The sequence below is a fragment of the Caulobacter sp. CCG-8 genome (genome assembly GCF_037402475.1).
Taxonomy (GTDB): domain Bacteria; phylum Pseudomonadota; class Alphaproteobacteria; order Caulobacterales; family Caulobacteraceae; genus Caulobacter.
The window spans coordinates 17268-43454 of record NZ_JBBEUD010000010.1 but is presented as its reverse complement, the minus strand read 5'-3'; the positions used below and the strand labels follow the sequence as shown (position 1 = coordinate 43454).

At 70.4% G+C, this 26187-nt stretch carries 20 protein-coding genes; 7 read left to right on the top strand and 13 right to left on the bottom strand.

Translation table 11 applies throughout. The annotated features are described in order from the left end of the window. Positions 1 to 39: 39 nt before the first annotated feature. The 3 genes from WAE60_RS11570 to WAE60_RS11560 all read right to left on the bottom strand — a co-directional run bounded on the left by WAE60_RS11570 (position 40) and on the right by WAE60_RS11560 (position 5996). Positions 40 to 2382 carry a TonB-dependent receptor gene (locus tag WAE60_RS11570; RefSeq protein WP_337686548.1) on the bottom strand — a complete coding sequence of 781 codons (2343 nt, stop codon included), beginning with the start codon at positions 2380 to 2382 and terminating at the stop codon, positions 40 to 42. Positions 2383 to 2552: 170 nt separating this feature from the next. Beyond that, the gene (locus WAE60_RS11565) at positions 2553 to 5534 is read right to left on the bottom strand and encodes a VIT domain-containing protein (RefSeq protein WP_337686546.1); all 2982 of its coding nucleotides are present in this window, start codon (positions 5532 to 5534) and stop codon (positions 2553 to 2555) included. A gap of 87 nt (positions 5535 to 5621) precedes the next feature. Continuing rightward, positions 5622 to 5996 (bottom strand): GFA family protein, encoded by a 375-nt coding sequence (locus WAE60_RS11560; protein ID WP_337686543.1) that lies wholly within the window; start codon positions 5994 to 5996, stop codon positions 5622 to 5624. A gap of 190 nt (positions 5997 to 6186) precedes the next feature. Between WAE60_RS11560 and WAE60_RS11555 the strand changes: the two genes are divergently transcribed. Both WAE60_RS11555 and WAE60_RS11550 read left to right on the top strand, forming a co-directional pair. Next, positions 6187 to 8643 carry an ATP-binding protein gene (locus WAE60_RS11555; RefSeq protein ID WP_337686542.1) on the top strand — a complete coding sequence of 819 codons (2457 nt, stop codon included), beginning with the start codon at positions 6187 to 6189 and terminating at the stop codon, positions 8641 to 8643. 77 nt (positions 8644 to 8720) lie between these two features. Beyond that, entirely contained in the window at positions 8721 to 9113 is a 393-nt protein-coding gene (locus tag WAE60_RS11550) for a response regulator (RefSeq protein ID WP_029908189.1), read from the top strand. Positions 9114 to 9134: 21 nt separating this feature from the next. Here WAE60_RS11550 and WAE60_RS11545 read toward each other — a convergent pair whose 3' ends face one another. The 7 genes from WAE60_RS11545 to fdxA all read right to left on the bottom strand — a co-directional run bounded on the left by WAE60_RS11545 (position 9135) and on the right by fdxA (position 16918). Beyond that, a complete protein-coding gene (locus WAE60_RS11545; protein ID WP_337686540.1) occupies positions 9135 to 11276 on the bottom strand; it encodes a peptidase domain-containing ABC transporter in 2142 nt (713 codons plus the stop codon). Further along, on the bottom strand, positions 11273 to 12514 hold the full coding sequence (locus WAE60_RS11540) for an HlyD family efflux transporter periplasmic adaptor subunit (RefSeq protein WP_337686538.1): 1242 nt from the start codon (positions 12512 to 12514) through the stop codon (positions 11273 to 11275). The genes WAE60_RS11545 and WAE60_RS11540 overlap by 4 nt, the downstream gene beginning before the upstream one ends. Before the next feature lie 57 nt (positions 12515 to 12571). Then, entirely contained in the window at positions 12572 to 12829 is a 258-nt protein-coding gene (locus tag WAE60_RS11535) for a hypothetical protein (protein WP_029908201.1), read from the bottom strand. Between the two features lie 97 nt (positions 12830 to 12926). Beyond that, the gene (locus WAE60_RS11530) at positions 12927 to 14483 is read right to left on the bottom strand and encodes a retropepsin-like aspartic protease (protein WP_337686536.1); all 1557 of its coding nucleotides are present in this window, start codon (positions 14481 to 14483) and stop codon (positions 12927 to 12929) included. Positions 14484 to 14631: 148 nt separating this feature from the next. Continuing rightward, entirely contained in the window at positions 14632 to 15450 is an 819-nt protein-coding gene (locus WAE60_RS11525) for a hypothetical protein (RefSeq protein ID WP_337686534.1), read from the bottom strand. 161 nt (positions 15451 to 15611) lie between these two features. Next, complete coding sequence (locus WAE60_RS11520) at positions 15612 to 16118, bottom strand: CarD family transcriptional regulator (protein WP_029908206.1); 507 nt, start codon at positions 16116 to 16118, stop codon at positions 15612 to 15614. A gap of 458 nt (positions 16119 to 16576) precedes the next feature. Next, positions 16577 to 16918, bottom strand: coding sequence for a ferredoxin FdxA (fdxA, locus tag WAE60_RS11515; protein ID WP_029908209.1), 342 nt, complete (start codon positions 16916 to 16918; stop codon positions 16577 to 16579). A 243-nt stretch (positions 16919 to 17161) separates the two neighbouring features. On the opposite strand from fdxA, the gene WAE60_RS11510 reads away from it, so the two are divergent. Beyond that, on the top strand, positions 17162 to 19240 hold the full coding sequence (locus tag WAE60_RS11510; RefSeq protein WP_337686532.1) for an EAL domain-containing protein: 2079 nt from the start codon (positions 17162 to 17164) through the stop codon (positions 19238 to 19240). Between the two features lie 50 nt (positions 19241 to 19290). Here WAE60_RS11510 and WAE60_RS11505 read toward each other — a convergent pair whose 3' ends face one another. Both WAE60_RS11505 and WAE60_RS11500 read right to left on the bottom strand, forming a co-directional pair. Next, on the bottom strand, positions 19291 to 19578 hold the full coding sequence (locus tag WAE60_RS11505; protein WP_029908213.1) for an RNA-binding S4 domain-containing protein: 288 nt from the start codon (positions 19576 to 19578) through the stop codon (positions 19291 to 19293). Then, positions 19575 to 22124 carry a helicase-related protein gene (locus WAE60_RS11500; protein ID WP_337686530.1) on the bottom strand — a complete coding sequence of 850 codons (2550 nt, stop codon included), beginning with the start codon at positions 22122 to 22124 and terminating at the stop codon, positions 19575 to 19577. The genes WAE60_RS11505 and WAE60_RS11500 overlap by 4 nt, the downstream gene beginning before the upstream one ends. A gap of 88 nt (positions 22125 to 22212) precedes the next feature. Between WAE60_RS11500 and WAE60_RS11495 the strand changes: the two genes are divergently transcribed. The 3 genes from WAE60_RS11495 (at position 22213) to WAE60_RS11485 (ending at position 23926) form a co-directional block, all read left to right on the top strand. Further along, positions 22213 to 22779: a hypothetical protein gene (locus WAE60_RS11495; protein ID WP_337686529.1), complete on the top strand. Its 567-nt coding sequence runs from the start codon at positions 22213 to 22215 to the stop codon at positions 22777 to 22779. A gap of 36 nt (positions 22780 to 22815) precedes the next feature. Further along, on the top strand, positions 22816 to 23421 hold the full coding sequence (locus WAE60_RS11490; protein ID WP_337686528.1) for a hypothetical protein: 606 nt from the start codon (positions 22816 to 22818) through the stop codon (positions 23419 to 23421). A gap of 76 nt (positions 23422 to 23497) precedes the next feature. Then, entirely contained in the window at positions 23498 to 23926 is a 429-nt protein-coding gene (locus WAE60_RS11485; protein WP_051695190.1) for a nuclear transport factor 2 family protein, read from the top strand. Positions 23927 to 24062: 136 nt separating this feature from the next. Here the strand turns inward: WAE60_RS11485 and WAE60_RS11480 are convergent, their stop codons facing one another. Next, on the bottom strand, positions 24063 to 25694 hold the full coding sequence (locus WAE60_RS11480) for an amidohydrolase (protein WP_337686525.1): 1632 nt from the start codon (positions 25692 to 25694) through the stop codon (positions 24063 to 24065). 131 nt (positions 25695 to 25825) lie between these two features. On the opposite strand from WAE60_RS11480, the gene WAE60_RS11475 reads away from it, so the two are divergent. Then, positions 25826 to 26116 carry a DUF1330 domain-containing protein gene (locus WAE60_RS11475; protein WP_337686523.1) on the top strand — a complete coding sequence of 97 codons (291 nt, stop codon included), beginning with the start codon at positions 25826 to 25828 and terminating at the stop codon, positions 26114 to 26116. Positions 26117 to 26187 lie beyond the last annotated feature (71 nt).

Here is a 26187-nt window from a genome sequence, read left to right as displayed (position 1 = left end):
CCGCCCGCCGATGGTGGGTTCGCGCGGGCGCGTGGACGCCTAGAAGTCGAAGCCGACCGTGGCGAAGACCTGCCGCGGGGCCGAGGCGTGGAACACCAGGATGCTGCCCGCCGCGTCGTCCGGCGCGAACACGCTGCTGTCGAAGTTCGACGCGTAGCGCTTGTTGGTCAGGTTGGTGACGTTCAGCGTCACCTTCGCGCCCTTGGCGAAGCTGGCGCCGTCGAACTTGTAGCCCACGCCCAGGTCGAAGGTGGTGTAGCCGCCGAAGCTCTGGTCGTTGGTGTAGGTGTAGTAGCGGCGACCGGTGTACTTGCCCTGCAGCGTGGCCCAGAAGCCGTCATGCCGGAGGGTCAGCGAGCTGGCCAGCATCTGCTTGGGCGTATCGACCTGCTGCTTGCCGGAGGTCTCCTTGATCACGCAGGTGGTGGTGCACCAGTTCAGGTCGTCGTCGTAGGTGGTCTTGTTCAGCGAGACCGAGTTGTACCAGTCCATCCAGGCCAGCGGCTTCCACAGCACGCCCACTTCCAGGCCCTTGCTGGTGACGCTGCCGGCGTTGTGGAAGGAGTTGCCGCAGCCCGGGTTCTGCTGCTGGTTGGTCGGGCAGGGGTTGTACTGCAGCAGGCGGTTGTCGAAATCCACGAGGTAGGCCGAGGCCGAGACCTGCAGCGGGCCGCTGACATAGCGATAGCCGGCGTCGAAGCTCTTGGAGGTCTCGGGCGTCAGGTACTTGCCCTGGGCGTCCCAGACGGCCTGCGAGACCGACTGCGGGCCCAGTTTGAAGCCGCCCTGGAACATGGCCATGTTCTCGGCGTAGCTGGCGAACACCTCGTGGCCGGGCGCGATGCGCCAGCGCGCGCCGACTTCCGGCAGGAAGTTGTCCTTGGCGTGCAGCACCCCGCTGGCGAACTGGCTGGACGCCGGCGGGGCCGCCAGGGCGATGCCGCGGATGGCCTGGGCGTCCGACTTGGCGTCGGTGCTCTTGAAGCCGAAATCGATGCTCAGGGCGTCGTCCAGCAGGGTCACCGTGTCCTGCAGATAGAACTGCTGGGTGGTCCAGTCGGTCTGCTGCACCCACTGGGCGGTGTTGGGCGTGCCGTCCAGGAACCGGGCCAGGCTGAAGGGGCCGGTGACGTTGGTCCAGATGTAGCGCGCGGCGCTGCTGGTGTTGTCTTCCAGCCAGAGGCCGCCCTGGATGTGGTGGACGCCGACGGTCCAGCCCAGGCTGGCGACCACGCCGGTGCGGTCGATGGTGTAGCGCGTGTCGCGGATCTGGACCGGGAGGTCGTCGGCGGTGGACGTCGTGCCCTGGGTGGACCAGCCGGTGATCCAGTTGTTGCCCGCGCCCTTGTCGGTGTGGTTGTAGACCTGCACGTGCAGCAGCAGCGACGGCGTCATGTTGAAGTCGCCGGCCAGGTAGTACAGCTCGTCGTTACGCAGGATCTGGCCGTTGGTGAAGGTGACGTCGGCGTTCTTCTGCGGCGACGGCGCGGGAACGCACTTGGTCGGCGCGGTCGGGGCGGTCACCGAGCAGTAGGCGACGCCCAGATAGGACTGCCAGTCCGGCGCATAGCCGCCCCAGTCCCAGCCGAGGCGGCCCAGCATGTCTTTCGACAGATAGGCGTCGTCGGCCTGGTTGGTGCGCGAGACGTCCGCGAAGGCCGTGATCTTGGCGACCTCGCCGATCCGGTAGACCAGCTTGCCGTTCAGCTGCTTGCCGGTCGACTTGTTCCAGGCGCCCTGGTTCACGAACAGGTCCTGCTGGCTGTACTGGCCCGACAGATAGGCCGACAGGCCGCCGTGCTCGCCGCTGTCGATGCGCAGGAAGGTGCGCGCGGAGTCCTCGCTGCCGACGGTGCCGTTGACCGAGACGCCGAAGTCCTTGTGCGGGTCGCTGGAGGTGTAGAGCAGCGCACCGCCCAGGTTGCTGGTCGAGGCGATGCCCAGGCCGGCGATGCCCGTCGCCAGATCGGCGCGGCCCAGGTTCTCGGAGATCAGGGCGCGGCTGACGGTCAGGCCGTTGTAGTTGTTGTAGGCGCCGTCGCCCAGCGGCATGCCGTCCAGGGTGTAACCGAGGTGGGTGGTGTTGAAGCCGCGCACCTGCAGGGACAGCGACTGCTCGTTGACGCCCAGGGCGTCGATCGACTGGGCGCTGACGCCCGGCAGCAGGTTCAGCGACTTCTGGAGGCTGGTCCCGGGCGGCAGCACGTCCAGCTGCGACGGCAGCAGGGTCGAGACCGAGCGGGTCTGGCCGCTGCCGACGACGACCAGTTGATCGACTTCGTTGCTGTCCGCGGCCGCGGGCGGCGCGTCCGCCGCGTGCGCTTGCGCGGCGAACATGAGGCAGGCGGCGATGGCCGCCACGCTAGCGGATCTCAGCAACATTCAGACGTCCCCACAGGCAAGAGCGCCGCAGGGACTCGCTTCCACGGCGCCGGTTGTTCCGACGTCGCGTCTATTTCACAGCTTGATGACAGTTTTGCCGCAGCCGCAGGCTGTCACGGGCGAGCGACAACCCCCGGGTGAGAAGGGGGCGCCGCTCGCCGGAGTCGGCCTTACTTCTTCTTCCCGATCTCGAACCGGCCCACCGTCATCGGGCCGTTGTCGCCCTTCTTCAGCTCGATGGTGAAGGTCTCCTGCTTCTCGCTGGGGCGGCCCCAGTCGCGGAACAGGCGCACCCGCACCGTGCTCGGGCCGTTCGGGTCGAGGACGTCGGCGGCGTAGACATTGACCTTCAGCACGTAGGTCCCGTCCGGGGCGCGGTGCAGCAGGTACTCCTCGGGGCCGAAGCCCCGGGTCATGTCGTTGGACAGCCGCCCCCCGATGGCGGTGTTGGGGTTGTTGTAGATCGCCCGCTCGCCGGTCGGCTCGTCCACCCACAGGTCCATGTCGGTCTTGTCGGTGTTCCACTCCAGCACCGCGCGGATATCGACGTCGAGCAGGGCCACCAGGCGCGGGTCCAGCACCTCCTGGGTCAGGCCCAGGGCCTTCATCCGGGCGATCAGGCGATTAGCCTCCATCAGAGCGATGACCTCGACGCCGTCATAGTCGCGGTTCCAGGGGCGGACGACGACGGCGTTCAGCAGGTCAAGCGCCCGGCGGTAGTCGGCCTCGCGGGCCTTGCCGCTGGTGCGGTCGCCGCGCGCGATCAGGGCCAGGGCCAGGTCGCGGCGGGGCTGCGGACGGTCGGGCTCCAGGAACAGCATCCGCTCGCGCAGCCAGATCGCCCGGTCCAGGTCGCCATAGGCCTGCAGGCGGTCGGCGACGATGATCAGGGTCTTGGCGTCGGCGCCGGGCACGTCCAGGGCGCTGACCACGACGGCGGCCGCCTGGGTCTTGCGTTCCGAGCGGGCCAGCCATTCGGCGACGTCGAAATAGAAGGCCGGGGCGTCGCCGTACGACTTCTCCAGTTCGGCGTAGCGCGGACGCCAGGCCTCGCCCGAGGTCGCGGCCAGGGCCTTCAGATAGGGCCGGTCGGGGTTCCATGCGGCGGCGGCTACGACGATGCGGCTTTCCGTCGGCTCGGACTCCGCCGACGCGGCGTCCGAGGAAGCCGCGGCGCGGGCCACGGCCACGGACTGCGATTGCTGGCGCCGGGCGGCCGTGACGGCGACCTCCTCGACGCTCTCGCTCGAATAGGCCGTCGGCGGCGGAGGCGGCGGAGGCGGCGGAGTGGGCATCGGCGACGGGAGCGAAGGCGCCATGTCCATCGGCGCCGCCATGACCGCGGGCGGGGCGACGCCTGGGCGCGGCTGGACGACGTCGCGCGCGGGGCTCGGTTTCGGCGCCTTGTACGTCTTGTCCCACCAGGCCTTCTGCGCGGTCCAGGCCGCGACGATCCTGTCCAGGCGCGCGGCCTGGACCTGGGCGTCGGCCGTCTTCTTCGCCACCATGGCGGCGCGGTAGCCGTCGATCAGGGCCTCGCCGGCCGAGGACGGCGGGGCGACGCCGGCGTCGACATAGTCCTGGACGTTCTCGAGGACCACGAAGCTCGCCTCTTCGGTCGCCACGTTGTAGCGCCGCGCCAGGGCCAGGGCCTCGTCGCGGTCGGGACGGTCGGTGGCCAGCAGGCCGGCCACGGCGTCGCGGCCCCACAGCACGCCCGCGCCGTCGAAGGCCCGCACGGGCCCGTCCAGGCGGAAAGTGCGCGCGCCGCCGGGTCCGGTGAACACCAGGCCGCCGGCGGCCGGTGCCTTGCCGACGATCCACCAGCGGCCGGCGGGACCGGCGACCAGGCGATAATCGACGGCCTGGCCGTCGTCGGCCTTCAGGCTGAAGCCCGGCGTCCCGGCCGCGGTCAGGCGGGCCAGGGCGGCGTCCGGGGTCACGGACGACAGGTCGACATGCCGCCCGCCGCCGCGCTCGGCCAGGGCGGCCAGGAAGTTGCGGTCCGCGCCCTTGGCGCTGGACAGGGCGAAGGTCCGGCAGGGCGGCGGCGTCGCGTCCCAGCCGTCGAGAGTCATGCGGCCGTCCGAGACCACGACGCAGGTGTCGGCCTGGCCGGCGCCGGCCGCGAACACGCCTTTCAGCGAGCTAGCGCCGCCGTAGGTCACCGCCTTCAGCGCCGCCCCCAGGGCCTCGCCGGTCGGGGCCGACAGGGTCACCGCGCGCGGCGCGTCGTCGGCGAAGGTCACCAGGTCCACCGCCCCCGGGCGCGCGGCCTCGACATAGCGGCGCAGCACGGCGATCTCGGCCTCCAGGTCATCGCCGGTGCGCGAGCGCGACCGGTCCCAGTAGACGCGCAGGCGACGCACCGTGGCGGCCTGGGCGTCGAACGGCAGGCGCAGCTCGAAGAACCGCTCGCCGTTGGCGTGGCGGCTCAGCTCCAGCGGACCCGCCGCGTTCCACGGACCCACCCGCAAGGCGCCGGACAGGGCGACGTCCTTGGCCGCGACCAAGGCGGTCCAGCCGCCGGCGGCGTCCCTGGTCCAGTCCAGCTTCAGGCCGCCGGGCGCGGCCAGCGACGGCGCGGCGACGGCGGACGGCGCGGCGACCGCGACCTTCATCTCGCCCACCACCGCCGACGACGACAGCGGCAGGTCGAAGCTTCCGTCGGCGGCCAGGGGGCTGACATAGCTGAGGCGGATGGTGCGGCCCCGTCCCGGCAGGATCGGGAACACCCGGGTGTGGAAGCTGTTGTCGGCGGTCACCTCGGCCAGGCCCGGATCGACCCCGGCCCGTACGCGCTCCTCATAGACCAGCTTGGCCTGGCGCTTGCCGGTCAGCACCCCGTCGACCATGCGGCCGTTGACGTCCAGGGCGTAGCCGTTGACCACCGCCCCGGCCGGCAGGGCCAGGGTGAAGTCGCCTTCCATGATCTGGGCCGTCGGATTGTCGAAGCGCGCCGAGATCGTGGTCTGGGCCAGGCCGCCCACCAGGGTGACGTCGACGTCCAGCTTGGCGATCTTCAGGGCCTGGCTCTGCTGCCCGGTCTCCACCCCGCGCGGACGGGCGACCAGCAGCGGATTGGCGGTCTCCGCCGCCCATGCGCCGACGCTGGACAGGGCCAGCACCGCCGCGACCAGGACAACCTTCATGACCCGACGTCTCCCCGTTCTTCCTTATGACGAGGAGCCTAGGCGCATATTACACGTGTAGACAAGAGATGTTCGGAGCCTCGCCCCTCAATAAGCCTTGCCGTTGTTTTTGCGCACCGGCAGGGCGGCCCAGTCGAAGTCGACGAACAGGCGGGCGTTGATGCTGATGCGCGGGTCGTCGAAGTCGGGCTGGCCGCTGTCGAAGCTGGGGAACTCCGAATAGGTCGGGCAGCCGCAGACGGCGCAGTGGTGGTGCTGGCCCAGATAGTGGCCCCACTGGTAGGTCGAGACCCGGTCGCGGGCCGTGGTCAGCTTGAACTGGGCGGGCTTGTAGTAGGCGTACAGCGCGCCCCGCCGCGAGCAGAACGAGCAGTTGCAGTCGGTCAGCTCGGTCGGCGCCTCCGTCACCTCGAACTGGGTGGCGCCGCAATGGCAGCGGGCCTTGAGGGGCAGGTCGGTCATGGCGTTTCTCCTGGCGGGAACAACGTCCGCCAGCCTAGGCGGCTCCTGCTGCCAGCGGGGTCAGCATGCGACGTCCGGTCACGGCCCGGGAGCGCGGCCCGGCCTGCTATCGTCCCGGTTTACGAATTCATCACGCGCTCGCGAACATCCTCCGGAGGTTCGCCGGACGTCGGCGACGAACGGGCGGGGCATGATCGACAGCAAGCGGATCGGATCGGCGGCGGCGCTCGCCGTCCTGCTGGTCGCCGGCCCCGTGGCGGCCGCCGGCCCGGTCGATGCGCGCCTGGACGCCGCCAAGGCCGCCATGATGGGCGATCCCGGCGCCGCCCTGACCCTCTCGACCCAGGCCTTGGCCCTGGCCAAGGCCGACGCCGGCCCCCGCCGCGACCAGGAGATCGCCGCCGCCCAGTGGCTGCAGGGCGAGGCGCTGCTGCGGCTGGACCGTCCCGACGAGGCCGCGCCGGTGATCGCCGCCGGCCTGGCCGTGGCCGCCGCCAAGGCCCCCGACAGCAAGCTGCACGGCGATCTGGTGATGACCCAGGCCGCGCTGGAGGCCGCCCGCGGCCAGGTCCAGCTGGCCCTGCGCGACTTCCAGGCCGCCTACCGCATCTTCGGCAAGGCCGGGCATCCGCGCGGCCAGGCCGTGGCCCTGCAGAACATCGGCTCGATCTACCAGGACGCCCACGACTACGAGAAGGTGCTGCACTACTACGCCCAATCGGCCGAGGCCTATCCGGCCGACCAGCTGCTGCAGCTGAGCGCGGCCAACAACATCGGCAACGCCCTGATGGACGGCGAGCAGTATGGCCGGGCCGTGGTCGAGTTCGAGCGCGGCCGCAAGATCGCCCACGCGATGGGCAGCCCCCAGCTGGAGGCGCGGATCACCGCCAACCAGGCCATCGCCGAGGTCCACGGCGGCCATCCCGACGCCGCCTGGCGTCTGATCGGCGCGGCCGACGCCCTGCTGCGCCCCCTGCCCGACGCGCGCGACGCCCGCCGGTCGGTGATGAAGGCCACGGTCCAGGTCGAGCTGGCGCGCGGCCATCCCAAGGCGGCCGCCGCCCTGCTGGACCCGCTGTTCGCGGGCGTGGACCTGAAGACCACCGGGCCGGACTATGTCGACCTGCACGCGGCCGCCTACAAGACCTTCAAGCAGCTGGGCCAGACCGAGCTGTCCCTGGCCCACTTGGAGGCGTTCAAACGCCTGGACGACCAGGCCCAGACCCTGGCGGCCTCGACCAACGCCGCCCTGATGGCCGCCCAGTTCGACTCCGCCAACCAGGCCTCGCGCATCGCCGCGCTGAAGGCCGGCCAGCTGGAGCGCGACGTCAAGCTGGCCCGGGCCCGCAACCTGATCGCCGCCGTGCTGCTGGCCGCCGCGGCCCTGGCGGTCGCGGCCCTGGCGGCGGCCGTGGTGGGCGTGCGCCGCGGCCGCAACCTGGCCCGCGCCGCCAACGAGCGGCTGCGCCAGGCCAACCAGGCCCTGGCCAAGGCCGTGCGGGCCCGGACCGAGTTCCTGGCCGCCACCAGCCACGAGATGCGCACCCCGCTGAACGGCATCCTGGGCATGACCGAGGTGGTGCTGGCCCAACCCGACCTGGACCCCGCCCTGCGCGACCGCGTCGCGGTCGTCGGCGCCGGCGCCCGGACCATGCGGGCCCTGGTCGACGACATCCTGGACCTGGCGCGGCTGGAGACCGACGGCGTCACCCTGAACCGCGCCGCCTTCGATCTGCCCGGACTGGGCCGCGAGGCCGCCCGCCTGTGGTCGGACGAGGCCGCCGCCAAGGGCCTGGCCCTGACCTGCGACTTCAGCCAGGCCCCGGCGCGGATCGTCGAGGACCCGGGCCGCCTGCGCCAGATCCTGTTCGCCCTGCTGTCCAACGCCGTGAAGTTCACCGACCGGGGGACGGTGTCGCTGTCGGCGAGCGTCCGGCAGGACCCCGACGGCGAGCGGCTGGTCCTCCAGGTCGCCGACACCGGCCCCGGCGTCCCGCCCGACAAGCTGGCCGAGGTGTTCGAGCCGTTCGGCCAGGTGGATTCCAGCCGCACCCGGACCCACGGCGGGGCCGGGCTGGGCCTGGCCATCTGCCGCCGGCTGGCGGACGCCATGGGCGGCGAGATCCGCCTGGACAGCGTGGTGGGCCAGGGCTCGACCGTCACCGTCGCCTTGCCGCTGCGGCGGGCGGGCGCGGCCCCGTCCGCCGCCCCGGACGCGCTGGGCGACTGCGCCTTGCTGTTCTGCGATCCGAACCCGCTGACCCGCTCGGTCGTCGCCGCGGTGCTGCGCCCAAAGGTCCGCGAGCTGACCGCCGTGGCCGGCCTCGCCGACGCCCTGGACGCGGCCCAGGGCCAGCGCTTCGACCTGGCCCTGGTCGAGGCGGCGGGGCTGGGCGACGGCCCCGAGGCGCGCGCCGCCGCCCTGGCCGCCCTGGGCGACGCCCTGGCGCCGGCCCCGGTCGCGGTGCTGCTGCCCCAGGCCGCCGAAGGCCCGGACGGCGAGGCGGAGGCCGCCCTGCTGTCGGCCGGCGCCGCCCTGATCGTCCGCAAGCCGGTCACCGCCGCGGGCCTGGTCGAGGCCCTGGGCGGCCTGCTCGAGACGCGGGCGGCCGACGAACCCGACGCCAGGACGGTTGCCACCGTCTGAACCCGGTCTAAACTCTTGTTTGGTCTGGGGGCGGGCCAGGTCGGGCCGCCTTTTCACGAAACCGGGGATCGTCCGCGATGCGGGTGCTGTTCGTCGAGGACAACCAGATGAACCGCCGGGTCGTCGCCGAGATGCTGCGGGCCGGCGGGGTCGACATGGACGAGGCCGAGGACGGGCCCTCCGGCCTGGCGATGATCGACGCCAACGCCTACGACCTGATCCTGATGGACCTGCGCATGCCGGGCATGGACGGCCTGACCGCCATCCGCGAGATCCGCACCCGCTCCGACGCCAAGGCCCAGCTGCCGGTGATCGTCGTCACCGCCGACGGCGGCGCCACACTGGAAGCCGACTGCCAGGCCGCCGGCGCCGACGACGTCATCCGCAAGCCCGTCGACCTCTCCACCCTGTTCACCACCATCGGCGACCTGATCGCCCGGCGGGGGGACGCGGGGCTGGTGCTGGGGTAGGCGGCGGGGCGCCTGGCGTCTCTAGCGGACGACGCGCGCTCGTTTGTGATGGTCCGGCCGAACGGATTCGACCACACGGCCTTCGCGCACTTCCAGCACGCGATCCGCGCGACGCACCAGCGCCGGGCCGTGCGCCACCACCACCCGGGTGATCGGCAACGCGCCGATGAGGTCGCCGATCGCGTTCTCGGTGTCCTCGTCGAGATTGGCGGTGCCTTCGTCGAGGAACAGGACCGCCGGCTGGCGGTACAGCGCCCGCGCCAACAGGATCCGCTGCTTTTGGCCGCCGGAAAGCGACGAGCCCATGTCGCCGACCAGGGAAAGGTACTGCATCGGCATACGAACGACGTCCGCATGGATGCAGGCCGCCTCGGCCGCCTCGATCACCCGCGCCATGTCGAGATCCGGATCGAAGAAGGCGATGTTGTCCGCGATCGTGCCGGAAAGCAGGCGATCGTCCTGAGCCACCACGCCGACGCTCGCGCGCCACGCCCTGACGTACTCGGGCGTCGCCGGCTGGCCGTCGAGGAGAACCTCGCCTCCCGTCGGCGACTGCAGGCCCAGCAGCAGTTTCAGGGTGGTTGTCTTGCCGCCGCCGGAAGGTCCGACGAGGGCCACGAATTCACCGGGGGCGATGTCGAAGCTGACCTCGCGCAAGACCAGGGGATCCGCCGAGGCGTAGCGAAAAGACAGGTCGCGCGCCTCGATCCCCCCCGCGACCCGCGCGCCGAGCACCGCCGGTCCGGTCGTTTCGGGCGCCGCTCCGACGATGTCGCCCAACCGCTGCAGGTGCAGGCCCAGGAGCGTGAACTCCATGCCCTGGTTGATCAGGGAGAAGCAACGGTCGGTGAAGGTCTGGCGGAAGGAAAGGAAGGCCAGAAGCATGCCGACCGACAGGCCGGCCCCGTCGATGATCAGGCGCGCGCCGAAGAAGACGACCAGGACGAACTGGATCGCCATGACGCTGTTCTGCAAGAACCCCAGGAGGATGTTGAACTTCGCGACGGAGACCGACGTGTTGATCGTGCTGGCGTAGCGGTTGCGCCAGGCCGCCTCGCGCTCGATCTCGCGCCCCATCAACTTGATCGTCACGGCCGCCCGCACGGTCTCCATCAAATGCGATCGCTCCTTGGCCGAAGCGATCAGCTGCTCCTCGGTCCTCGACCGCAGGAATGGATAGAAGACGGCCGCGAGGATCAGCATCAGCAGGATCGACGCGCAGACCACGCCGGCCAGCAACGGCGAATAGAGGAACAGGATGACGGCGGCGAGCAGCGCCATCACCCCGTCGATGACCGAAGCGATAAGGCCTCGGGTCAGCGCGTCCTGGATCGGCGAGGTGGACCCCAGACGAGAGAGGATGTCGCCGACGTGGCGCTTTTCGAAGAAGTTCGACGGCAGCCTCAGCAGGTGGTGCACCAGGTTCCCCACCATCTGGTAGGTCAGCATGCTGCCGAACACCTGCAACATCCACGATCGCATCGCCGTCATGCCCAGTTGCAGCAGTATGAGACCGCCGAACCCCAGCGCCAGGACGGTCAGGAGGTTTTCGTCCATCCGCCCGATCGCCTCGTCGACGACAAGCTGGATCTGGAACGGCCCCGCGAAGGCGACGATCTGGAGCGCCAGGGACAGCGACAGGATCTGGACGAAGGCCGGAACAAAGCCTCGCTGTCGCGACCACAGGCTTGAGATGCGCACATCCACGCGCGCTTCGGTCTTCTGGAAATCCGCCTTCGGGACGACTTCCAGCACCACGCCCGTGAAGTGGTTCGAGACGTCCTCGCGACTGAGCGTCCGGACGCCGCGCGCGGGATCGTGGATGACGACCCGATCACGCTCCACGGCCTTCAGCACGACGAAATGATTGAGGTCCCAGTGCAGGATCGCGGGTGTCCGCACCTTGGCGAGGGCGTCGACGCCGATGCGCAGGGGGCGGCTCTCGAACGCCAGCTGGTCGGCCAGCGACATGAGATTCCGCAGGGTCGCTCCGGCCAGGGAGATCGAAAAGCGCTGTCTCAGCCCGTTCAGATCGATCTCGTGGCCATGATACGCGGCGATCATGGCCATGCAGGCCAGGCCGCATTCGGCGCCCTCGGAGGCCAGCACGACCGGCAACTTTCGGCGGCGTTCGAAATTCAGGGCGTCCAGCAGGTCGATCATCGGCGGCCCGCGGCATAGATCGGGTCGAGCAGCCATTCGACCAGCGAGCGCCGGCTCAGCACCACGTCCGCGTTGGCCAACATGCCCGGGCGCAACGGCATGTCCTGGCCGTAGGCCCGCACGCTCTGCCGATCGAGCTTCACGCGGACCCGGAAGACGGGCTCCTGCAGGGCCAGGCCGGGGATGGAAAGCTCGCCCGGCGCGAGCACCGTCCTGGAAACCGTGCGCACCCTTCCGCGGGCGGCGCCGAATTTTTGATGCGGGAACGCCTGGTACATCAGGCGCACCTCCTGCCCCGGCCGTATGAAGCCCGCCGCCCGGGAGGGCGCGAACAGTTCGGCCTCCATCCCGTCGCCGGACGAGACGACGGCGATGGTGGCGCCCGAGGGCAAGGTCTGGCCGACATCCACCGGGATCGCCCCCACCCGGCCGGCGATCGGCGCGGTCGCCACGTAGGTGGACTGGAGGGCGGCGGCGGTGCCCTTCTGCCGGACCTCCGCGATCGCGGCCTTCGATTGGGCCGTGGCGGCCCGGGCGTCCAGGGGGACGGTCCTCAACTGGGCGTCCAGGTCGCCGATCTGGCGCTCGTAGGTCAGGACAAGGGTACGGACCTCGGCGGCGTCCTGGGCCATCATCAACGCCGTCGACCGGGCCGCATCGAGGTCCCGGCGGCTGAGATATCCCTCGGCCGCGACGCGTTCGAAGCGCTCGACATTGACGTTCGCCAGTCGCGTCCGTTCTTCGAGGGCCAACAGCCGAGCGCGGGTTTCGGCGAGTTCCCGCTCGAGCGCCAGGCGCTGGCTCGCGAGCCGCGCGGCCTGGACCGACAGCCGGGCCTGGGTCGCGCGATCCTGGGCTTCGAGAGCATCCGATTCCGCGGCGACGTCGCGCACCATCGCCCGTCCCGCGTCGCCTTCCGGAACGTCCATCGACGTCCGCAGCACGGCCAGGGCCTGCCCCTGGCGGACGACCTGGCCTTCGGTGACATCCAGGGCTTCCACCATGCCGGCCTGACGCGCGGTGACGCGAATGAGGCCGGCCTGCGGAACGAGCCAGCCCGTCACGGTCTCGCGCCGGGTGTATGTCGCCGTGACGCAGAACACCGCGACCGCGACGACCACGGCCACGCAGCCCCAGGCCAGCACGCGTGTGGAAGGGCGCGAAGCGAGGATGACCTCGCCCTCGAGGCGCCGGCTGGCGTGGGCGACGGCTTGAGGCCGGAACAGGTCGCTATTCACTTTGGTGGATCACCACGCTCGGGAAGGTCGGCCGGCGGTTTCCCGCCGGCCTCGCCGCTAGTTTTCCTTTCCGCCCGGTTCCTTGTTCCCGTCCGAGTGCGGGGAGCCGCCGCCGCTGTCGCCGCCGCCGCCACCGCCGCCGGCCGGAGCCTCGCCGCCCGTCTTGGTGCGCGTGACCTCGATGGTGCCGAAGGGCGTGGGGATCGTGATCTTCACGGTCGTCGTGGTGCCCGCGCCGGAGACGAAATCGATCTCGTCGTCGTTCAGCGGGCGGAAATCGTTGTCCGTGGCGTGGGCCAGGTTCGAACTACGCATTTGTGACCTCCAGTGATTACCCCGAAACTGGGCAATCAACCATAGGTACAATATTTTATTTCAATCAATCGGAAATATACATTATCATCAATCACGACTAGGACACCGCCGGGACGAAGGGGCGATCGAGGCCCGGACCCGGTGTGAGGAGGATCCGCCCGGAGGGATAGTCGAGGGTCAGTCCGAAGCGCGCGAGAAGGGGCAGGCCGATATTGCCGGCGAGGCTTTCGGCCCCGCGTCCCTTGTCGAGATCGACGAAGAGCGCCGGCACGTCGCGAAACGTCCACGGGCCGAGCGCCGCCGTCGTGATCCTGGCTTGTCGGGACGCGTGCGAACCCGATACGTCGACGCTGCTGGCGGTCGTCCACGGACGACGGGTCAGCATCCGCCGAGGCTTCCAGAAGGAGCCGTACAGGATCAGCGGCGCCGCGGCGTTCCCGAGATCGATGGCGAAGTCGACCAGGCCGATGTCCTCCAGGCGCACCTGCACGGTGGGGATGGTCCCAACCCTGCGGATCGGGAGGGATCGCGCGCCGGCCGGAGCCTGGAAACGGGAGGGCGCGATGAATTCGAGCTCGCCGGCCTGGAAGTCGATCGCCGCCGCCACCTGGTCGAGCACATCCTGGCCCAGGATGACCTGGATGGCGCGACCCACCGACCGGCGGACCGCGGAAAGATCGCTGAGGCCCACGCTCTGCCCGGCGACGGTCATGCCCGCGATCCTGATCGGCGGCCCTTCGGCCGCCTGGACGTCGATCGTCGCGCCGCTCGTGCCCGGCGCCTTGAAGGCCCCGGCGCCGCGGACGCCGACGCCGCGGGCGAAGGCCAGGTCGAGGTGGGTCGCGGACGAACCGCTGTCCAGCAGCGCCAGCACCTGGCGTCCCGCTATCTCGACGGGAAATATCAGGTCGGTCCCGGGGCCGAAGGCTATGGGGCCTGTCCCCTGGGCGGCCGTCTCGAAGCTCACCGTGGTCCGGGGCCGCGGCGGCGAGAACACCTCGGCCGGCGGCGGCGCGTTGCAGCTCACCCCGATGTAGGCGAACGTCTCCAGCGCTTCGGAACCGTCCTGCTCGAGGTCCACGGCTTCCGTCTTCTCGAGGAACGGCCAGCGGACCCCATCGATCAACCGCCAATCCTCGTAGCGGGAGAAGTGGCTGCCTTCCGGTTCGACGACGCGGATTCCGCCCAGCGCGCCGGTCTCGGGCGCGATGAAGAGACTGATCGTCACCGGACCCGGAAATTTCGCCGTCAGCACGCCCCAGGTCTGTCCGTAGCGGCGCTGCGGTTCGTCGGATCGCCAGCCGGCGCCCAGGATCCACGGGGAGAGAACGCTGGCGGCGGGATAGCGACGCTCGCCCGTCGTCGACCGTTCGACACGGCCGTCGACGCCCTGGACCCAAGCGTCCGCCTTCGCCGTGACGAGCCTGGTCTTGATGGGACCGGCCTCGACCGTTTCCGAAGAGCGCCCTTCGGCGTCCACCCAGGTCCGGCGGATCGCGTCGAGGTCGGCGACCCTGACCCTCGCCACCGCGGCAATCAGCCTGACGGCGTCGAAGGCGCGCCCGCCGCGCCAGGCGCGATAGCGCTCCAGAAGCGGCGGGGACGAGACCAAGGCCTTGGCCCAGCCGGGGATCGCGGCAAGGGCCACGCCCATCAGCAGCCGCCGTCGACCGGGCAAGTCTCTCTCCAACTGCACTGAATGCCCCCAAAAGCGCGCGGCGTTCCGTCGTGCTTCCAGCCAAACTGCCCACGCGACAGAAGTGCGTCAACACTCCCGTTGGTTGAGGGGCGATCTCGGCTCCCTAGCGGCCCACCGGAACCCGCATCGCCAGAATCTCCCGCGTCTGCCGCGTGATCCCGTACAGCACCCCCGGCTGGCTTTCGTCCCAGTCGATGGACTGGCCCTCGGCCTCCATGCCGACGGTGTCGAGGTGGTCGAGCACGCCGCCGCCCATCGGCAGCTGCATGACGTAGAGCTCCGGCCGGTCGTGGCCGCTGAGATAGAGCTTGCCGTCCGGGCCCCAGCCGCCGCCCGAGATGCTCATCGGCGCGATGCGCTCCAGCACCGAGGCCGGCAGGCCCCAGGCCTCCAGCCGCCGCCACTGGTCGTCGAACTTCACCAGGGTGGTGTGGCGATGGTCGCGCGGGGGCTCGCCGCCCTTGCCGTCGTAGTTGGCGAACATCACCCACCAGAAGCCGTCGTGGCGGTCGACCCAGGTGGCCGAGCCCGTGCCCAGGCCCAGCGAGACGCTGCGCCGGTGCGCCAGGCTTGCGGGATCGAACATCTCGATCGTGCTGACCTGGGGCGTGGCGGGGAAGTTGGAGCTGGCGCAGACCAGGTCCTTGTCGATCACCGCGCAGGCGTTGATGTGCGGGAAGCGGGCCTTGTCGCCCGTCCATTCCGCGCGCTTCTCGCCGGTCTTCTTGTCGAAGCGGACCAGCCTGGAATTGCTGACAGAATAGATGTCGCCGGGCCCGACCGCCGCGCCCTGGGTGGCGCCCCCGTCGTAGCGGCGGAGCGTCTCGGCCTTGCGGGCCGGCGCGTCGCCTGACGACGCGGGAGCGGGCGCGGGAGCCGGCGCGGCCTGAAGCGCGAGGGCGGCCAGGAGCAGCGGGAGCATCGGTCTTCCTTCATCGACAGGCCGGCCGCCGAGTCGGCGCGGCCTTGGCCGCCCAGTCTGGCAGTCCAATGTTGCAGTCCGGCGACCCCGCCGCACGCCCGAAACGAAAACGCCCCCGGACGCGGGTCCGGGGGCGCTTCGAGATCGATGGCGAAGGACGCTTAGGCGGCGTTCTTCAGCAGCGACTTGGTCAGGATGCCGATGGCGGCTTCGCGGTCGATGCGCTCGATGGCGGCGACTTCGCGGGCCATGCGGTCCAGGGCCGATTCATAGAGCTGGCGCTCGGAATAGGACTGTTCCGGCTGGTTCTCGGCGCGGTGCAGGTCGCGGACCACCTCGGCGATCGAGATCAGGTCGCCGGAGTTGATCTTGGCTTCGTATTCCTGGGCGCGGCGCGACCACATGGTGCGCTTCACGCGGGCGCGGCCCTTCAGGGTGGTCAGGGCTTGCGACACGACATTGCCTTCGGCCAGCGGGCGCAGGCCCGCGGTCTTGGCCTTCTTGGTCGGCACGCGCAGGGTCATCTTTTCGTGGTCGAAGGTGATGATGTAGACCTCGAGCGACATCCCGGCCACTTCCTGGGTCTCGACGCCCTGGATGCTGCCCACGCCGTGCGCGGGGTAAACGACGTGATCGCCGACCGAGAATTCCAGACCGCTCTTGCTCATTCGTTCGTCCTCAATAAGTTCGGGCAAAGCCCAAAACACCGCGTCTCGAAAGCATCCAAAGGGCGTCCCAAACGGCGACAGGGACCCGTCCGCGAAATGCTTGCGGGGCCAAGACCGGTCGGGATTGGGATAGTTCTTAAGTCACCCTTCGCCTTCGATCGGGCGCGCCGGTTTCCCGGCTGACATCGTCCACATGACGGGCAGGCGCGGGAGATCGCGACCTTTACGTCGGGAGCGACAATATCATAAAATTCAGCTTGATGAAAGGCTTGCGACCTGTTTAGCCGCCCGATCCGACCCGTTCGGACAAGCTTCCCGAGGTTTTTCGCGGAATTTTTCGTCGAATCCGCCGGTTTTGGCGTTCGCGCGCGGAGCGGGGCCGTAGGGCCCGCCGGGCGAGTCGGGACGCCCCGCAATCGGGACGCCGCCTCGGGTCCGGCGCCGCGGCGCCGGCCGGCTCAGCTGCCCTTGCCGGGCTTTTCGCTGAAGTACTTCTCGAACTTGCCGGTCTCGCGCTCGAACTCTTCGCGGTCGGCGGGCGGCGTGCCCTTCACGGTGATGTTCGGCCAGATCTTGGCGTACTCGGAATTGATCCGCAGCCACTTGCCGTCCGGCTCGTCCTCGGTGTCGGGCTTGATGGCGTCGATCGGGCATTCCGGCTCGCAGACGCCGCAGTCGATGCATTCGTCCGGATTGATGGCCAGGAAGTTCTCGCCCTCATAGAAGCAGTCGACCGGGCACACCTCGACGCAGTCCATGAACTTACATTTGATGCAGGCGTCGGTAACGATGTAGGTCATCGAAGGCTCTGGTCGGTTCCGGGTCGTCTAGAGAGGCCGCGTTTTCGAAGCCGGGCGGCCGAATGTCAATGCGGCTTGGCTGCGCGGGAGCGCAGGATTTCTGACACCTGCCCTGAGATGGGCGTCTGGCGCCACCTTAAATAGGCTCGGATCTCCATATACCGTCGTTACGTTACCCTTTCTTATCGAAGCTCGGTCACAACCAAGCCGAGGAAAACAAACAAGAAGTCGACAACCCGACCCATGACGAGAACCGCCGTGCGCCCCCACGTCTCGATCACCGACCGCGAGACCAAGACGCCAGGCGCCCAGATGGACGCCTTCGAGACGTTCGTGCGTCATGCCCCCTTCGCGGCGGCCCTGGTCGACAACGCCTTCCGCCTCACCGCCGTCAGCCCCGACTGGGAAAGCCACGGCCTGAGCCCCGACCTCCACATCGGCGACGACTTCCGCCGCGCCCTGTTCAACCCCGAGGACGTCGACAGCCTGGAGCGCTGCGTGGCGTTCGGCGAGCCGTTCTCGCGCTATCGGGCCATCTCGCTCAACGGCGCCGAGTCCCGCATCTGGCGCACCGAATTCGCCGCCACCCTCACCGAGACCGGCCGCACCCTGGCGGTGATCGTCACCGCCCGCGACGTCAGCGGCTACGCCGAGACCGCCCTGAAGGCCGAGCGCGACCAGCAGCGCCTGAAGATGGCGCTGGAGCTCGACGAGCTGATGGTCCGCGAATACGACCTGCGGACCGGCGAGATCTACTGCTCGGGCACCTCGCCGGAGCTGGAGAAGTGGTGCCTGTTCAAGGACGACCCGCTGGAGATCGTCCATCCCGACGACCGCGAGAAGATGGCCGAGCTGGTCCGCAACCGGAAGGACGGCGAGGCCCAGGTCTTCGAGTTCCGCCTCAACCGCGACGACGGCGTCGAGACCTGGGTGCGCTCGGTCGGGAAGAAGTTCCTGGGGGCGGATGGGAAACCGGAGCGCCTGGTCAACCTGTTCAAGGACATCACCGACCGCCGCCGCCACACCGAGGCCGTCGAGAACCTGGCCTTCAAGGACAGCCTGACCGGCCTGCCCAACCGCGCCTATTTCAATCGCAAGTTCCAGGAGGCCGTCGACGCCTCGGAGATGATGGGCGAGCTGTTCGGCCTGATCATGATCGACGTCGACCACTTCAAGGACATCAACGACACCCTGGGCCACGACGCCGGCGACGCGCTGCTCAAGCGCCTGGCCGAGATGCTGCACGCGGCCTTCCGCGCGGGCGACACGGTGGCCCGCCTGGGCGGGGACGAGTTCGCGGTGATCCTGCGCGGCCTGCATTCCGAGGCCGACATGATGCGGCCCGTCAACGCGCTGCAGGACCTGCTGCGCCGGCCCATCGAGCACGGCGGCCGCAGCTTCTCGGTCAGCGCCAGCATCGGGGCGGCCCTGCACGGCGATCCCGACGCCGACCCCAGCCATATGATCAAGAACGCCGACATCGCGCTCTACCGGGCCAAGGATGAGGGCCGCAACCGCAGCGTCGTCTTCGACCCCTCGATGCGCTCGGCCCTGGAGCAGCGCGTCGAGCTGCTGCGCGACGTGCGCGCGGCGATCGCGGCCAAGGAGTTCGTGCTCTACTACCAGCCGATCGTCGACATCGCCTCGCACAGCGTCAGCGGCTTCGAGGCCCTAATGCGCTGGGACCATCCCGAACAGGGCGTGCTGACGCCCGACCGCTTCCTGGCCGCCTTCGAGGACCAGGACCTGTCGCTGAAGCTGGGCGACATGGCCTTCGAGACGGCGCTCAAGCAGATGCGCGACTGGCTGGACCAGGGCGTGGAGTTCGGCCGCGTGGCCGTCAACATCTCGGCCGCCCAGTTCCGCAGCGGACGCCTGGCCGAAGAGGTCCAGGACCGTCTCAAGCGCTGGAACGTGCCCTGCGAGCGCCTGACCATCGAGGTCACCGAGAACGTCTATATGGGCTGGGGCTCGGAGATGGTCAGCGAGACCGTCCGCCAGCTGCACCGGGCCGGGGTGATGATCGCCCTGGACGACTTCGGCACCGGCTACGCCAGCCTGGCCAACCTGCGCCAGTTCCCGATCGACCGGCTGAAGATCGACAAGTCCTTCGTCCAGAACGCCGAGGACGCCGCCATCGTGAAGGCGGTGATCACCCTGGGCTCGTCCATGGGCATGAAGGTGGTGGCCGAGGGCGTCGAGGACCAGGCCCAGCTGGACGCCCTGGCCGACTACGGCTGCGACCAGATCCAGGGGTATCACTTCAGCCGGCCGATGCCGGCGGGGATGGTGCCGGGGTTCCTGGAGCGGTTCGGGGAGTAGATGCTCCCCCTCCGGCTCTTCGGGCCACCTCCCCCAGAGGGGGAGGAGCTTTAGCCCTCCACCGCCTCGTACAACTCCCGCGCCTCCGTCGCCGGTCCGCGGCGTTCGCCGAAGCCCAGCACCCGCACCGACACCACCCGCCCGCCGATCGCGAACACCAGCCCATCCCCGATGCGCAGGCCGCGCGAGGGCTTGTCGACCCGGCTCTCCACGCCGGTGCGGGTCAGGCGGATGCGGCCCTCCTCGACGAAGCGGCCGGCCAGGGAGCGGGTCTTGAAGAACCGCGCGCGCCACAGCCAGACGTCGGCGCGGCAGTGGCCGGGATCGGCGTCGGTCATGCGGAAGCCTTGGCGGCGCCGGCGGCCGGCTTGCGGCGGCGCGGCTTCTTCCGGCGCGGCGGCGGCTCGGTCAGCTTGGCGAGAGCCGCGAAGGGCGAGTCCGGGCGCGCCTTGACGCGCGGTTCGGGCAGGGCCGCTCCGCGCCGCTTCCAGACGATCGGGTCGCCTTCCTTGGGGCGGATGGCCGGGGTGTAGTCCAGGGCCCGCAGCACGGCGGCGGCCTCGGCCGGGGTCCAGCCCAGGGCGTCGCGGGCGGCGTCCGCCAGCACCACCCCGCCGGGCCGCTGGCCCTCGCGCAGCAGGGCGTCCAGGCGCTCCAGCATCTCGACCGGGACCACGTGCCTGCCGACCAGGCGCAGGCCGTTGGCGGCCAGGGCGCGGGCGTCCGGCGTCGGGCTTGGCGCGGCCGCCAGGCGCTCGCTCTCGCCGCGCCAGCCGCCCGGCGTCAGGGCCCGGGCCGTGGCCAGGGCCTCGGGCCGCAGCACCGAGGGCAGGAACAGGCTGAACGCCCCGATCCGCACGCCCAGGCTCTTCAGCGTCCGCCGCTCGGCCTGGCTCATGGCCTTCAGGTCGGTGTCGACCGCGCGTTTATCCAGCACGCCCCCGGCTTCGAGAAGCCGGTGGGCCAGGCCGCGCGGCAGGCCCTTCAGCTCGCCGCCGCCCAGGGCCCGCTCCAGCTTGCGCAGGCCGTGCAGCTTGCGGTCGACCTCGCCGGCCAGGAAGGCGTCCAGCCGCCGTTCGGCCCGCTCGCGGACCGAGGCCTCGCCCAGCTCGCCCAGCAGGCGCGCGCGCGGCTGCATCAGATTGCCGCCCGCCCGCACCGCGCCCGCCGTCTCGCCCTTCCACAGCACCGCCCCGTCCGGGGTCAGGGTGAAGGCGGCGTCGGCCTCGGCCGCCAGCTGGCCCAGGCGTCTTGCGACCTCGGGGGTGACCGCCCGCTGGGCGGCGTTGCGCAGGGCCTTCTCCTCGAGGGCGCTGGCGCCCTTCTCCTGGACGAAGGTGACGCCGGTCAGCCGGCCGACGATATGACCCTCGACCGTCACCGCCCCGTCGGCGCCGACGCCGGCCAGCATGGTCTCGCGGTCGCCCAGCTGGCGCATCAGCACGCTGGTGCGCCGGTCGATGAACCGGGCCATCAGCTTCTCGTGCAGGGTGTCGGAGAGGCGATCCTCCAGCTGCCGCGTCACGCCCTGCCAGTGGGCCGGGTTGTGCAGCCAGTCGCCGCGGTTGGCGATGTAGCTGAGGGTGCGCACGCCCGACAGGCGGGCGGCCAGGCTGTCGATCTCGCCGTCGGTGCGGTCCAGCGCCTTGAACTGGCCGGCGATCCAGTCCTCGGGCAGGCGCTTGCGGCCCGTGGTCAGGTCGTCGAACAGGGTGCGGACCATGCGCTGGTGGTCGTCGTCGGTGGTCTTGCGGAAGTCCGGCGTCTGGCAGACGTCCCACAGCCGGATCAGGGCCGAGCGGTCGGCCTTGCAGCGGGCGATGACGTCGTCCTGCTGGGCCAGCTTGCGCAGGGTGCGCTCGTCCAGCGCCTCTTCCGACAGGCTCAGGCCGTTGCGATGCGGCGGCTCGGCCAGCGAGCGCAGCAGGCCCTGCAGGCTGCCGAAGTCGAGGCGGCCGTTGCGCCACTCCGCCCCCATCACCGGCTCGAACCGGTGATGCTCGACGGCCTCGACCAGATCCTCGTCCATCTCCTCGCAGTCGCCGGTGACGCCGAAGCTGCCGTCGCGGGTGAAGCGTCCGGCGCGGCCGGCGATCTGGCCCACCTCCTGCGGATGCAGCCAGCGGGTGCGCTTGCCGTCGAACTTGCGCAGGCCGGCGAAGGCCACGTGGTCGACGTCCATGTTCAGGCCCATGCCGATGGCGTCGGTGGCCACCAGGAAGTCGACCTCGCCGCTCTGGTAGAGCGCGACCTGGGCGTTGCGGGTGCGGGGGGAGAGGCTGCCCATGACCACCGCCGCCCCGCCCCGTTGGCGGCGGATCAGCTCGGCGATGGCGTAGACGGCGTCGGTCGAGAAGGCGACCACCGCCGTGCGGCGCTGCAGACGGGTCAGCTTCTTGGAGCCGGTGTAGGTGAGGGTCGAGAACCGCTCGCGCGTCACGATCTCGGCGTCGGGCAGCAGGCGGCGCACCAGGGGGGCCATGGTCCCCGCGCCCAGCAGCATGGTCTCGAACCGGCCCCGGGCGTGCAGCAGCCGGTGGGTGAAGATGTGGCCGCGCTCGGGGTCGGCGCACAGCTGGATCTCGTCGATGGCCACGAACTCGACCTCGCGGCCCAGCGGCATGGCCTCGACCGTGCAGACGAAATAGGCCGCGCGCGGCGGGACGATCTTCTCCTCGCCGGTGATCAGGGCGACGGACGCCTTGCCGCGCAGCTTGACGATGCGGTCGTAGATCTCGCGGGCCAGCAGGCGCAGCGGCAGGCCGATCATGCCCGAGGCGTGGCCCAGCATCCGCTCGACGGCCAGGTGGGTCTTGCCGGTATTGGTGGGGCCGAGCACCGCCGTCAGCTTGGAAGGGGCCAGGCCTGTCGAACGGTCACTCATGACTCAAAGGTGGGATGGGAATCGACCTTAGGCAAGCGGGGGCCTAGGGCGACTGGACGTCACGGCGGCGCTGGGCCATGCAGGATGCATGACGCTCATCCTCACCCGCATGGCGGCGCTTCGCATCCAGAACGCGCGGGCGGACTTGGTCGCGGCGGTCATGAGAGTGCGGGCGCGGCTCGGCCTGCTGCCGCCGCCCCAGGTCCGCCACGCCGCCGCGCATTGGCGCAAGGGCGTCACCTATGTCCACGCCATGGGCGCGTCGGTCGCGGGCGTCCATCACCACATGCCGCCGGTCCAGCGTTTCGAGGCCGACGCCGACGCCGCCGAGATCGGCGCGGCCGTGCTGGCCGGCCTGGCCGCCTATCGCGAGCGGCTACGGTTTCCGCCCGCCGATTCCCCGGCCGCCAAGGCGCGATACCTGGACTTCCTGAAGCTGCTGGACGCCAGGACCAACGCCGAGATGGCCAAGGGCGGAAAGTTTGTGACCATCGAGGGCGCGGCCGACACCCTCCGCTTCACGCCCTGGCGCAACGAGGGCGCGCGACGCGGCTTTTCGGGCATGCCGCCCGAGGCCAACCTGGAGCTGCCCGCCGACGCCAGCCTGGAAGACCTGGGCAAGGCCCTGGCCGAGGCCTTCGCGCGCTGCGCCTGACTGGACGCCGCGCGGGCGATCGTCCAACGATGGCGCATGTCCGCCCTTGTCGCCGCCGCCTCCCCCGTCGAACTGGCCGCCCTCTGGCGCCTCGACCTGCTGACGGCGCGGGACGTGGTCCAGGTCTGCCAGGCCTGGCTGGAACAGGGCCTCGACGAGGCGTCGCCGGACATCGCCGTCCTGGCCGGCGAGATCGATCCCCGCCTCGACGATCTGCGCCCCCGCTTCGAGCGCGCCCTGGCCGCTCTCACCGGCCCCGTGCTCACCCGCGACGAAGCCCTGCTGATCGCCCTGCGCCTGCACCTGGCCGTCGCCCTCGTCCAGCCCGACGCGCGGTTCATGGGGGCCGTGGACCTGGCGGTCATCCGCTTCGCCCACGTCAGCGAGCGCCGGCTGGTGATCCATCCGGCGCGGCTGACGGACCGTCCGGACGAAACCTTCGCCGAGCAGAACCTGGGCCTGGAGTACGCCTATAGCCTCTATTGGGAGCTCGACGATCTCCTCGAGGGGCAGCTGATGGTCGCCGATCCCGCCGCCGTGGAGGCCGAGCTGAGGCGCGACCTGCGCGCGGAGGTCCAGACCCTGCACGACCACCTCCGCGCCCTGGAGGCGGACAGGAGGCGGGCGGCGATCCTCGCCTGACGGATCGGCGCCCCGGACCGGCAACGCCGCCCCCGTCCGGCGCGTTGTGATCTTGTCCGAGGAGGAGGCTCCAGCCGTGCAGAACTCCCGATGGAAGGCCGCCAGCGCCGAGGTGCACGAAGCCCTGCGCGACGCGAAGATCGCGGCGGTGATGCACGCCGTCGAGAAGGTGGACGCGGCCCTGATCGCCGACGAATACGCGGTGTTCGCCGCCGCCCTGGCGCCCGAGCTGGTGGTCAACAACCCCGGCAACATCGTCGCCGCCAGCGCCGTGGTCCGCCAGCTGAACGCCGACGGCAAGATCGCCTACAGCCAGTACGAGCGCCTGCTCGAACACGCCTCGCTGCGCGGCGAGATGGTGCTGCTGATGGGCGAGGAGACCGTGGTGCCCAAGCCGCCCAATCCGCTGGCCGGCCAGACCGTGCACCGCCGCTTCACCGAGCTGTGGCGGCCCGACGGCGAGAAGTGGCTGCTGACGGCCCGCCAGGCGACGGTGGTGCGGTAACTTCCCCCGAACGCAAAACCGTTATCATCCCGGACCCAGGGGACTGGGCAGAGGCCTTGCGGTTCACCTGGGCCCCGGACAAGCGCTCCGCGCTTTCCGGGATGATACCCCGTGGAGAGCCGGCGGAACAGGGCTCCTACTTCTCGAACACCACCTTGCCGTCGACGATGGTCAGCACCGCGTCGGCCTTGAGGATTTCCGGCGGGGCCACCGTCATCAGGTCCTTGCTGAACACCGTCACGTCGGCCTTCTTGCCCGCCTCCAGCGTGCCGCGGTCCTGTTCGGCGAACGCGGCGTAGGCGGGGGCCCAGGTCAGCATGCGCAGGGCCTGGTCGCGGCTGACGGCCTCGTTGAGGCTCCAGTCGGCGTTGGCGAAGCCGTCCAGGCTGTGGCGGTAGACGGCGGCGTAGAACTCGATGCGCGGGTCGCCCACCTCGACCGGGGCGTCCGAGCCGGCGGCGATCACCGCCCCGCTGTCCAGGAAGTCCTTCCAGCGATAGCCCTCGTGCAGCCGCGCCTTGCCCAGGCGGGCGGGGGCGAAATAGAGGTCGCCGATGGCGTGGCTGGGCTGCATCGAGGCGATGACCCCCAGCTTGGCGAAGCGCGGCACGTCGGTGTCGGTGACGATCTGCGAATGCTCGATGCGCCAGCGGGCCGTCGTGTCGCCCGCCAGGGCCTCCTCGAACCAGTCCAGGGTCATGCGGTTGCCCCGGTCGCCGATGGCGTGCATGGCCACCTGGGCGCCGACGGCCTTGGCCCGCTTCATCAGGTCCAGCCCCTTGTCGCGCGGTGTCAGCTGCAGGCCCAGGCCCTCGGCGTCGCTGTAGGGCTCGAGCAGCGCCGCGCCGCGCGAGCCCAGGGCGCCGTCCATGTAGAGCTTGATCCCGCGCACCCGGATCAGGCCCGTGCCGTCCTGGGAAGGCCCTATGGGCAGGACCACGTCGGCGCTGGCCGGATCCATGTAGTTGTCGACGCGCAGGCTGAACTTCTTCTCCCGCGCCAGCCCCTGCAGGATCACCACGTCGGCCTTGTCGACGCTCATATTGTCCAGCCCCGTCCAGCCGCGCGAGGCGTAGAGGGCGCCGGCCTTTTCCAGGGCCTGGCGCTTGAGGGCGTCGGACGGCGGCGGGATCACCCCGGCCACCAGGCCCTGGGCGTGGTCGATCAGCATGCCGTCGGGCTCGCCGGCCGGGCCCTTCAGAATCTGGCCGCCGGCCGGGGCGACGGTGTCCTTGGTCACGCCCGCCGCCGCCAGGGCCGCGGTCGAAGCGACCACCGCGTGGCCGTCGGCGCGCTCCAGCACCACGATCCGGCGGGGCGCGGCGCGGTCGAGGTCGGCGCGATTGGGGAAGCGCTTCTCGGGCCAGTGGGTCTCGATCCAGCCGCGGCCGTAGATCGGCCCCTCGGGATGGGCGTCGGCATAGGCCTTCACGGCGGCGACCAGGCTCTCGACCGAGGTGGTCTGGTCCAGGTTCAGGGTCAGCTCGCGCAGGCCGATGCCGGTCAGGTGGGCGTGGGCGTCGACGAAGCCGGGGAAGGCCGCCGCGCCCTTCAGGTCGATGTCGCGCGCGTCCTTGGCCGCCTTGGCCTTGGCGGCGGCCAGGTCGCCGACGAAGGCGATGCGGTCGTCGCGGATCAGTACGGCCTGGGCCGTCGGGGCGGCGGCGACGCCGGTATGGATCGGCCCGCCGTGGATCAGGATGTCGCCGGCGAACGCCGGGACGCTGGTGGTGGCCAGCAGGGCGGCGAGGGTGAGGATGCGGCGCACGACGATCTCCCGACAGCAAGAAACGGGAAATCTAGGCCGGGAACGGCGGCGTTGGAACCTTGACCTTTGGACTTGCCGTCGGCCGCCCGGTCGCGAAACTCACCCTGACCTCAGCGGCGCCGGGAAAGACGATGAAAGCCTACCTCGTGCTCGACTTCGCCATCCGCGACCTGCGCGGTTTCATGCCCTATGTGGCCCAGATCCCGGCCTTCATCGCCAAGCACGGCGGCAAGTATGTCGTCCAGGGAACGGAGCCGACGGTCATGGAGGGCGACTGGGCGCCGCAGCGGATGGTGATCCTGGAGTTCCCCTCGCGCCATGACGCCCAGGCGTTCCTGGACGACCCCGAAGCCCAGCCGCTGTTCGCCGTGCGCCACGCCACCACCGACAGCAAGCTGGTCCTGGTCGACGGCTGTGACTGAGCGGGACGATAGCGGATAACGGACTCCGACATCGCGCCCCCCTCTCCAACCGTCGCGTCGCGCTGTTATAT

What these genes read in the sequence shown, in the direction of transcription:
- WAE60_RS11570 (WP_337686548.1), bottom strand. Translation starts at nt 2,382, where the DNA reads ATGTTGCTGAGATCCGCTAGCGTGGCGGCCATCGCCGCCTGCCTCATG.
- WAE60_RS11565 (WP_337686546.1), bottom strand. Translation starts at nt 5,534, where the DNA reads ATGAAGGTTGTCCTGGTCGCGGCGGTGCTGGCCCTGTCCAGCGTCGGC.
- WAE60_RS11560 (WP_337686543.1), bottom strand. Translation starts at nt 5,996, where the DNA reads ATGACCGACCTGCCCCTCAAGGCCCGCTGCCATTGCGGCGCCACCCAG.
- WAE60_RS11555 (WP_337686542.1), top strand. Translation starts at nt 6,187, where the DNA reads ATGATCGACAGCAAGCGGATCGGATCGGCGGCGGCGCTCGCCGTCCTG.
- WAE60_RS11550 (WP_029908189.1), top strand. Translation starts at nt 8,721, where the DNA reads ATGCGGGTGCTGTTCGTCGAGGACAACCAGATGAACCGCCGGGTCGTC.
- WAE60_RS11545 (WP_337686540.1), bottom strand. Translation starts at nt 11,276, where the DNA reads ATGATCGACCTGCTGGACGCCCTGAATTTCGAACGCCGCCGAAAGTTG.
- WAE60_RS11535 (WP_029908201.1), bottom strand. Translation starts at nt 12,829, where the DNA reads ATGCGTAGTTCGAACCTGGCCCACGCCACGGACAACGATTTCCGCCCG.
- WAE60_RS11530 (WP_337686536.1), bottom strand. Translation starts at nt 14,483, where the DNA reads ATGGGCGTGGCCCTTGCCGCGATCCCCGGCTGGGCCAAGGCCTTGGTC.
- WAE60_RS11525 (WP_337686534.1), bottom strand. Translation starts at nt 15,450, where the DNA reads ATGCTCCCGCTGCTCCTGGCCGCCCTCGCGCTTCAGGCCGCGCCGGCT.
- WAE60_RS11520 (WP_029908206.1), bottom strand. Translation starts at nt 16,118, where the DNA reads ATGAGCAAGAGCGGTCTGGAATTCTCGGTCGGCGATCACGTCGTTTAC.
- fdxA (WP_029908209.1), bottom strand. Translation starts at nt 16,918, where the DNA reads ATGACCTACATCGTTACCGACGCCTGCATCAAATGTAAGTTCATGGAC.
- WAE60_RS11510 (WP_337686532.1), top strand. Translation starts at nt 17,162, where the DNA reads ATGACGAGAACCGCCGTGCGCCCCCACGTCTCGATCACCGACCGCGAG.
- WAE60_RS11505 (WP_029908213.1), bottom strand. Translation starts at nt 19,578, where the DNA reads ATGACCGACGCCGATCCCGGCCACTGCCGCGCCGACGTCTGGCTGTGG.
- WAE60_RS11500 (WP_337686530.1), bottom strand. Translation starts at nt 22,124, where the DNA reads ATGAGTGACCGTTCGACAGGCCTGGCCCCTTCCAAGCTGACGGCGGTG.
- WAE60_RS11495 (WP_337686529.1), top strand. Translation starts at nt 22,213, where the DNA reads ATGACGCTCATCCTCACCCGCATGGCGGCGCTTCGCATCCAGAACGCG.
- WAE60_RS11490 (WP_337686528.1), top strand. Translation starts at nt 22,816, where the DNA reads ATGTCCGCCCTTGTCGCCGCCGCCTCCCCCGTCGAACTGGCCGCCCTC.
- WAE60_RS11475 (WP_337686523.1), top strand. Translation starts at nt 25,826, where the DNA reads ATGAAAGCCTACCTCGTGCTCGACTTCGCCATCCGCGACCTGCGCGGT.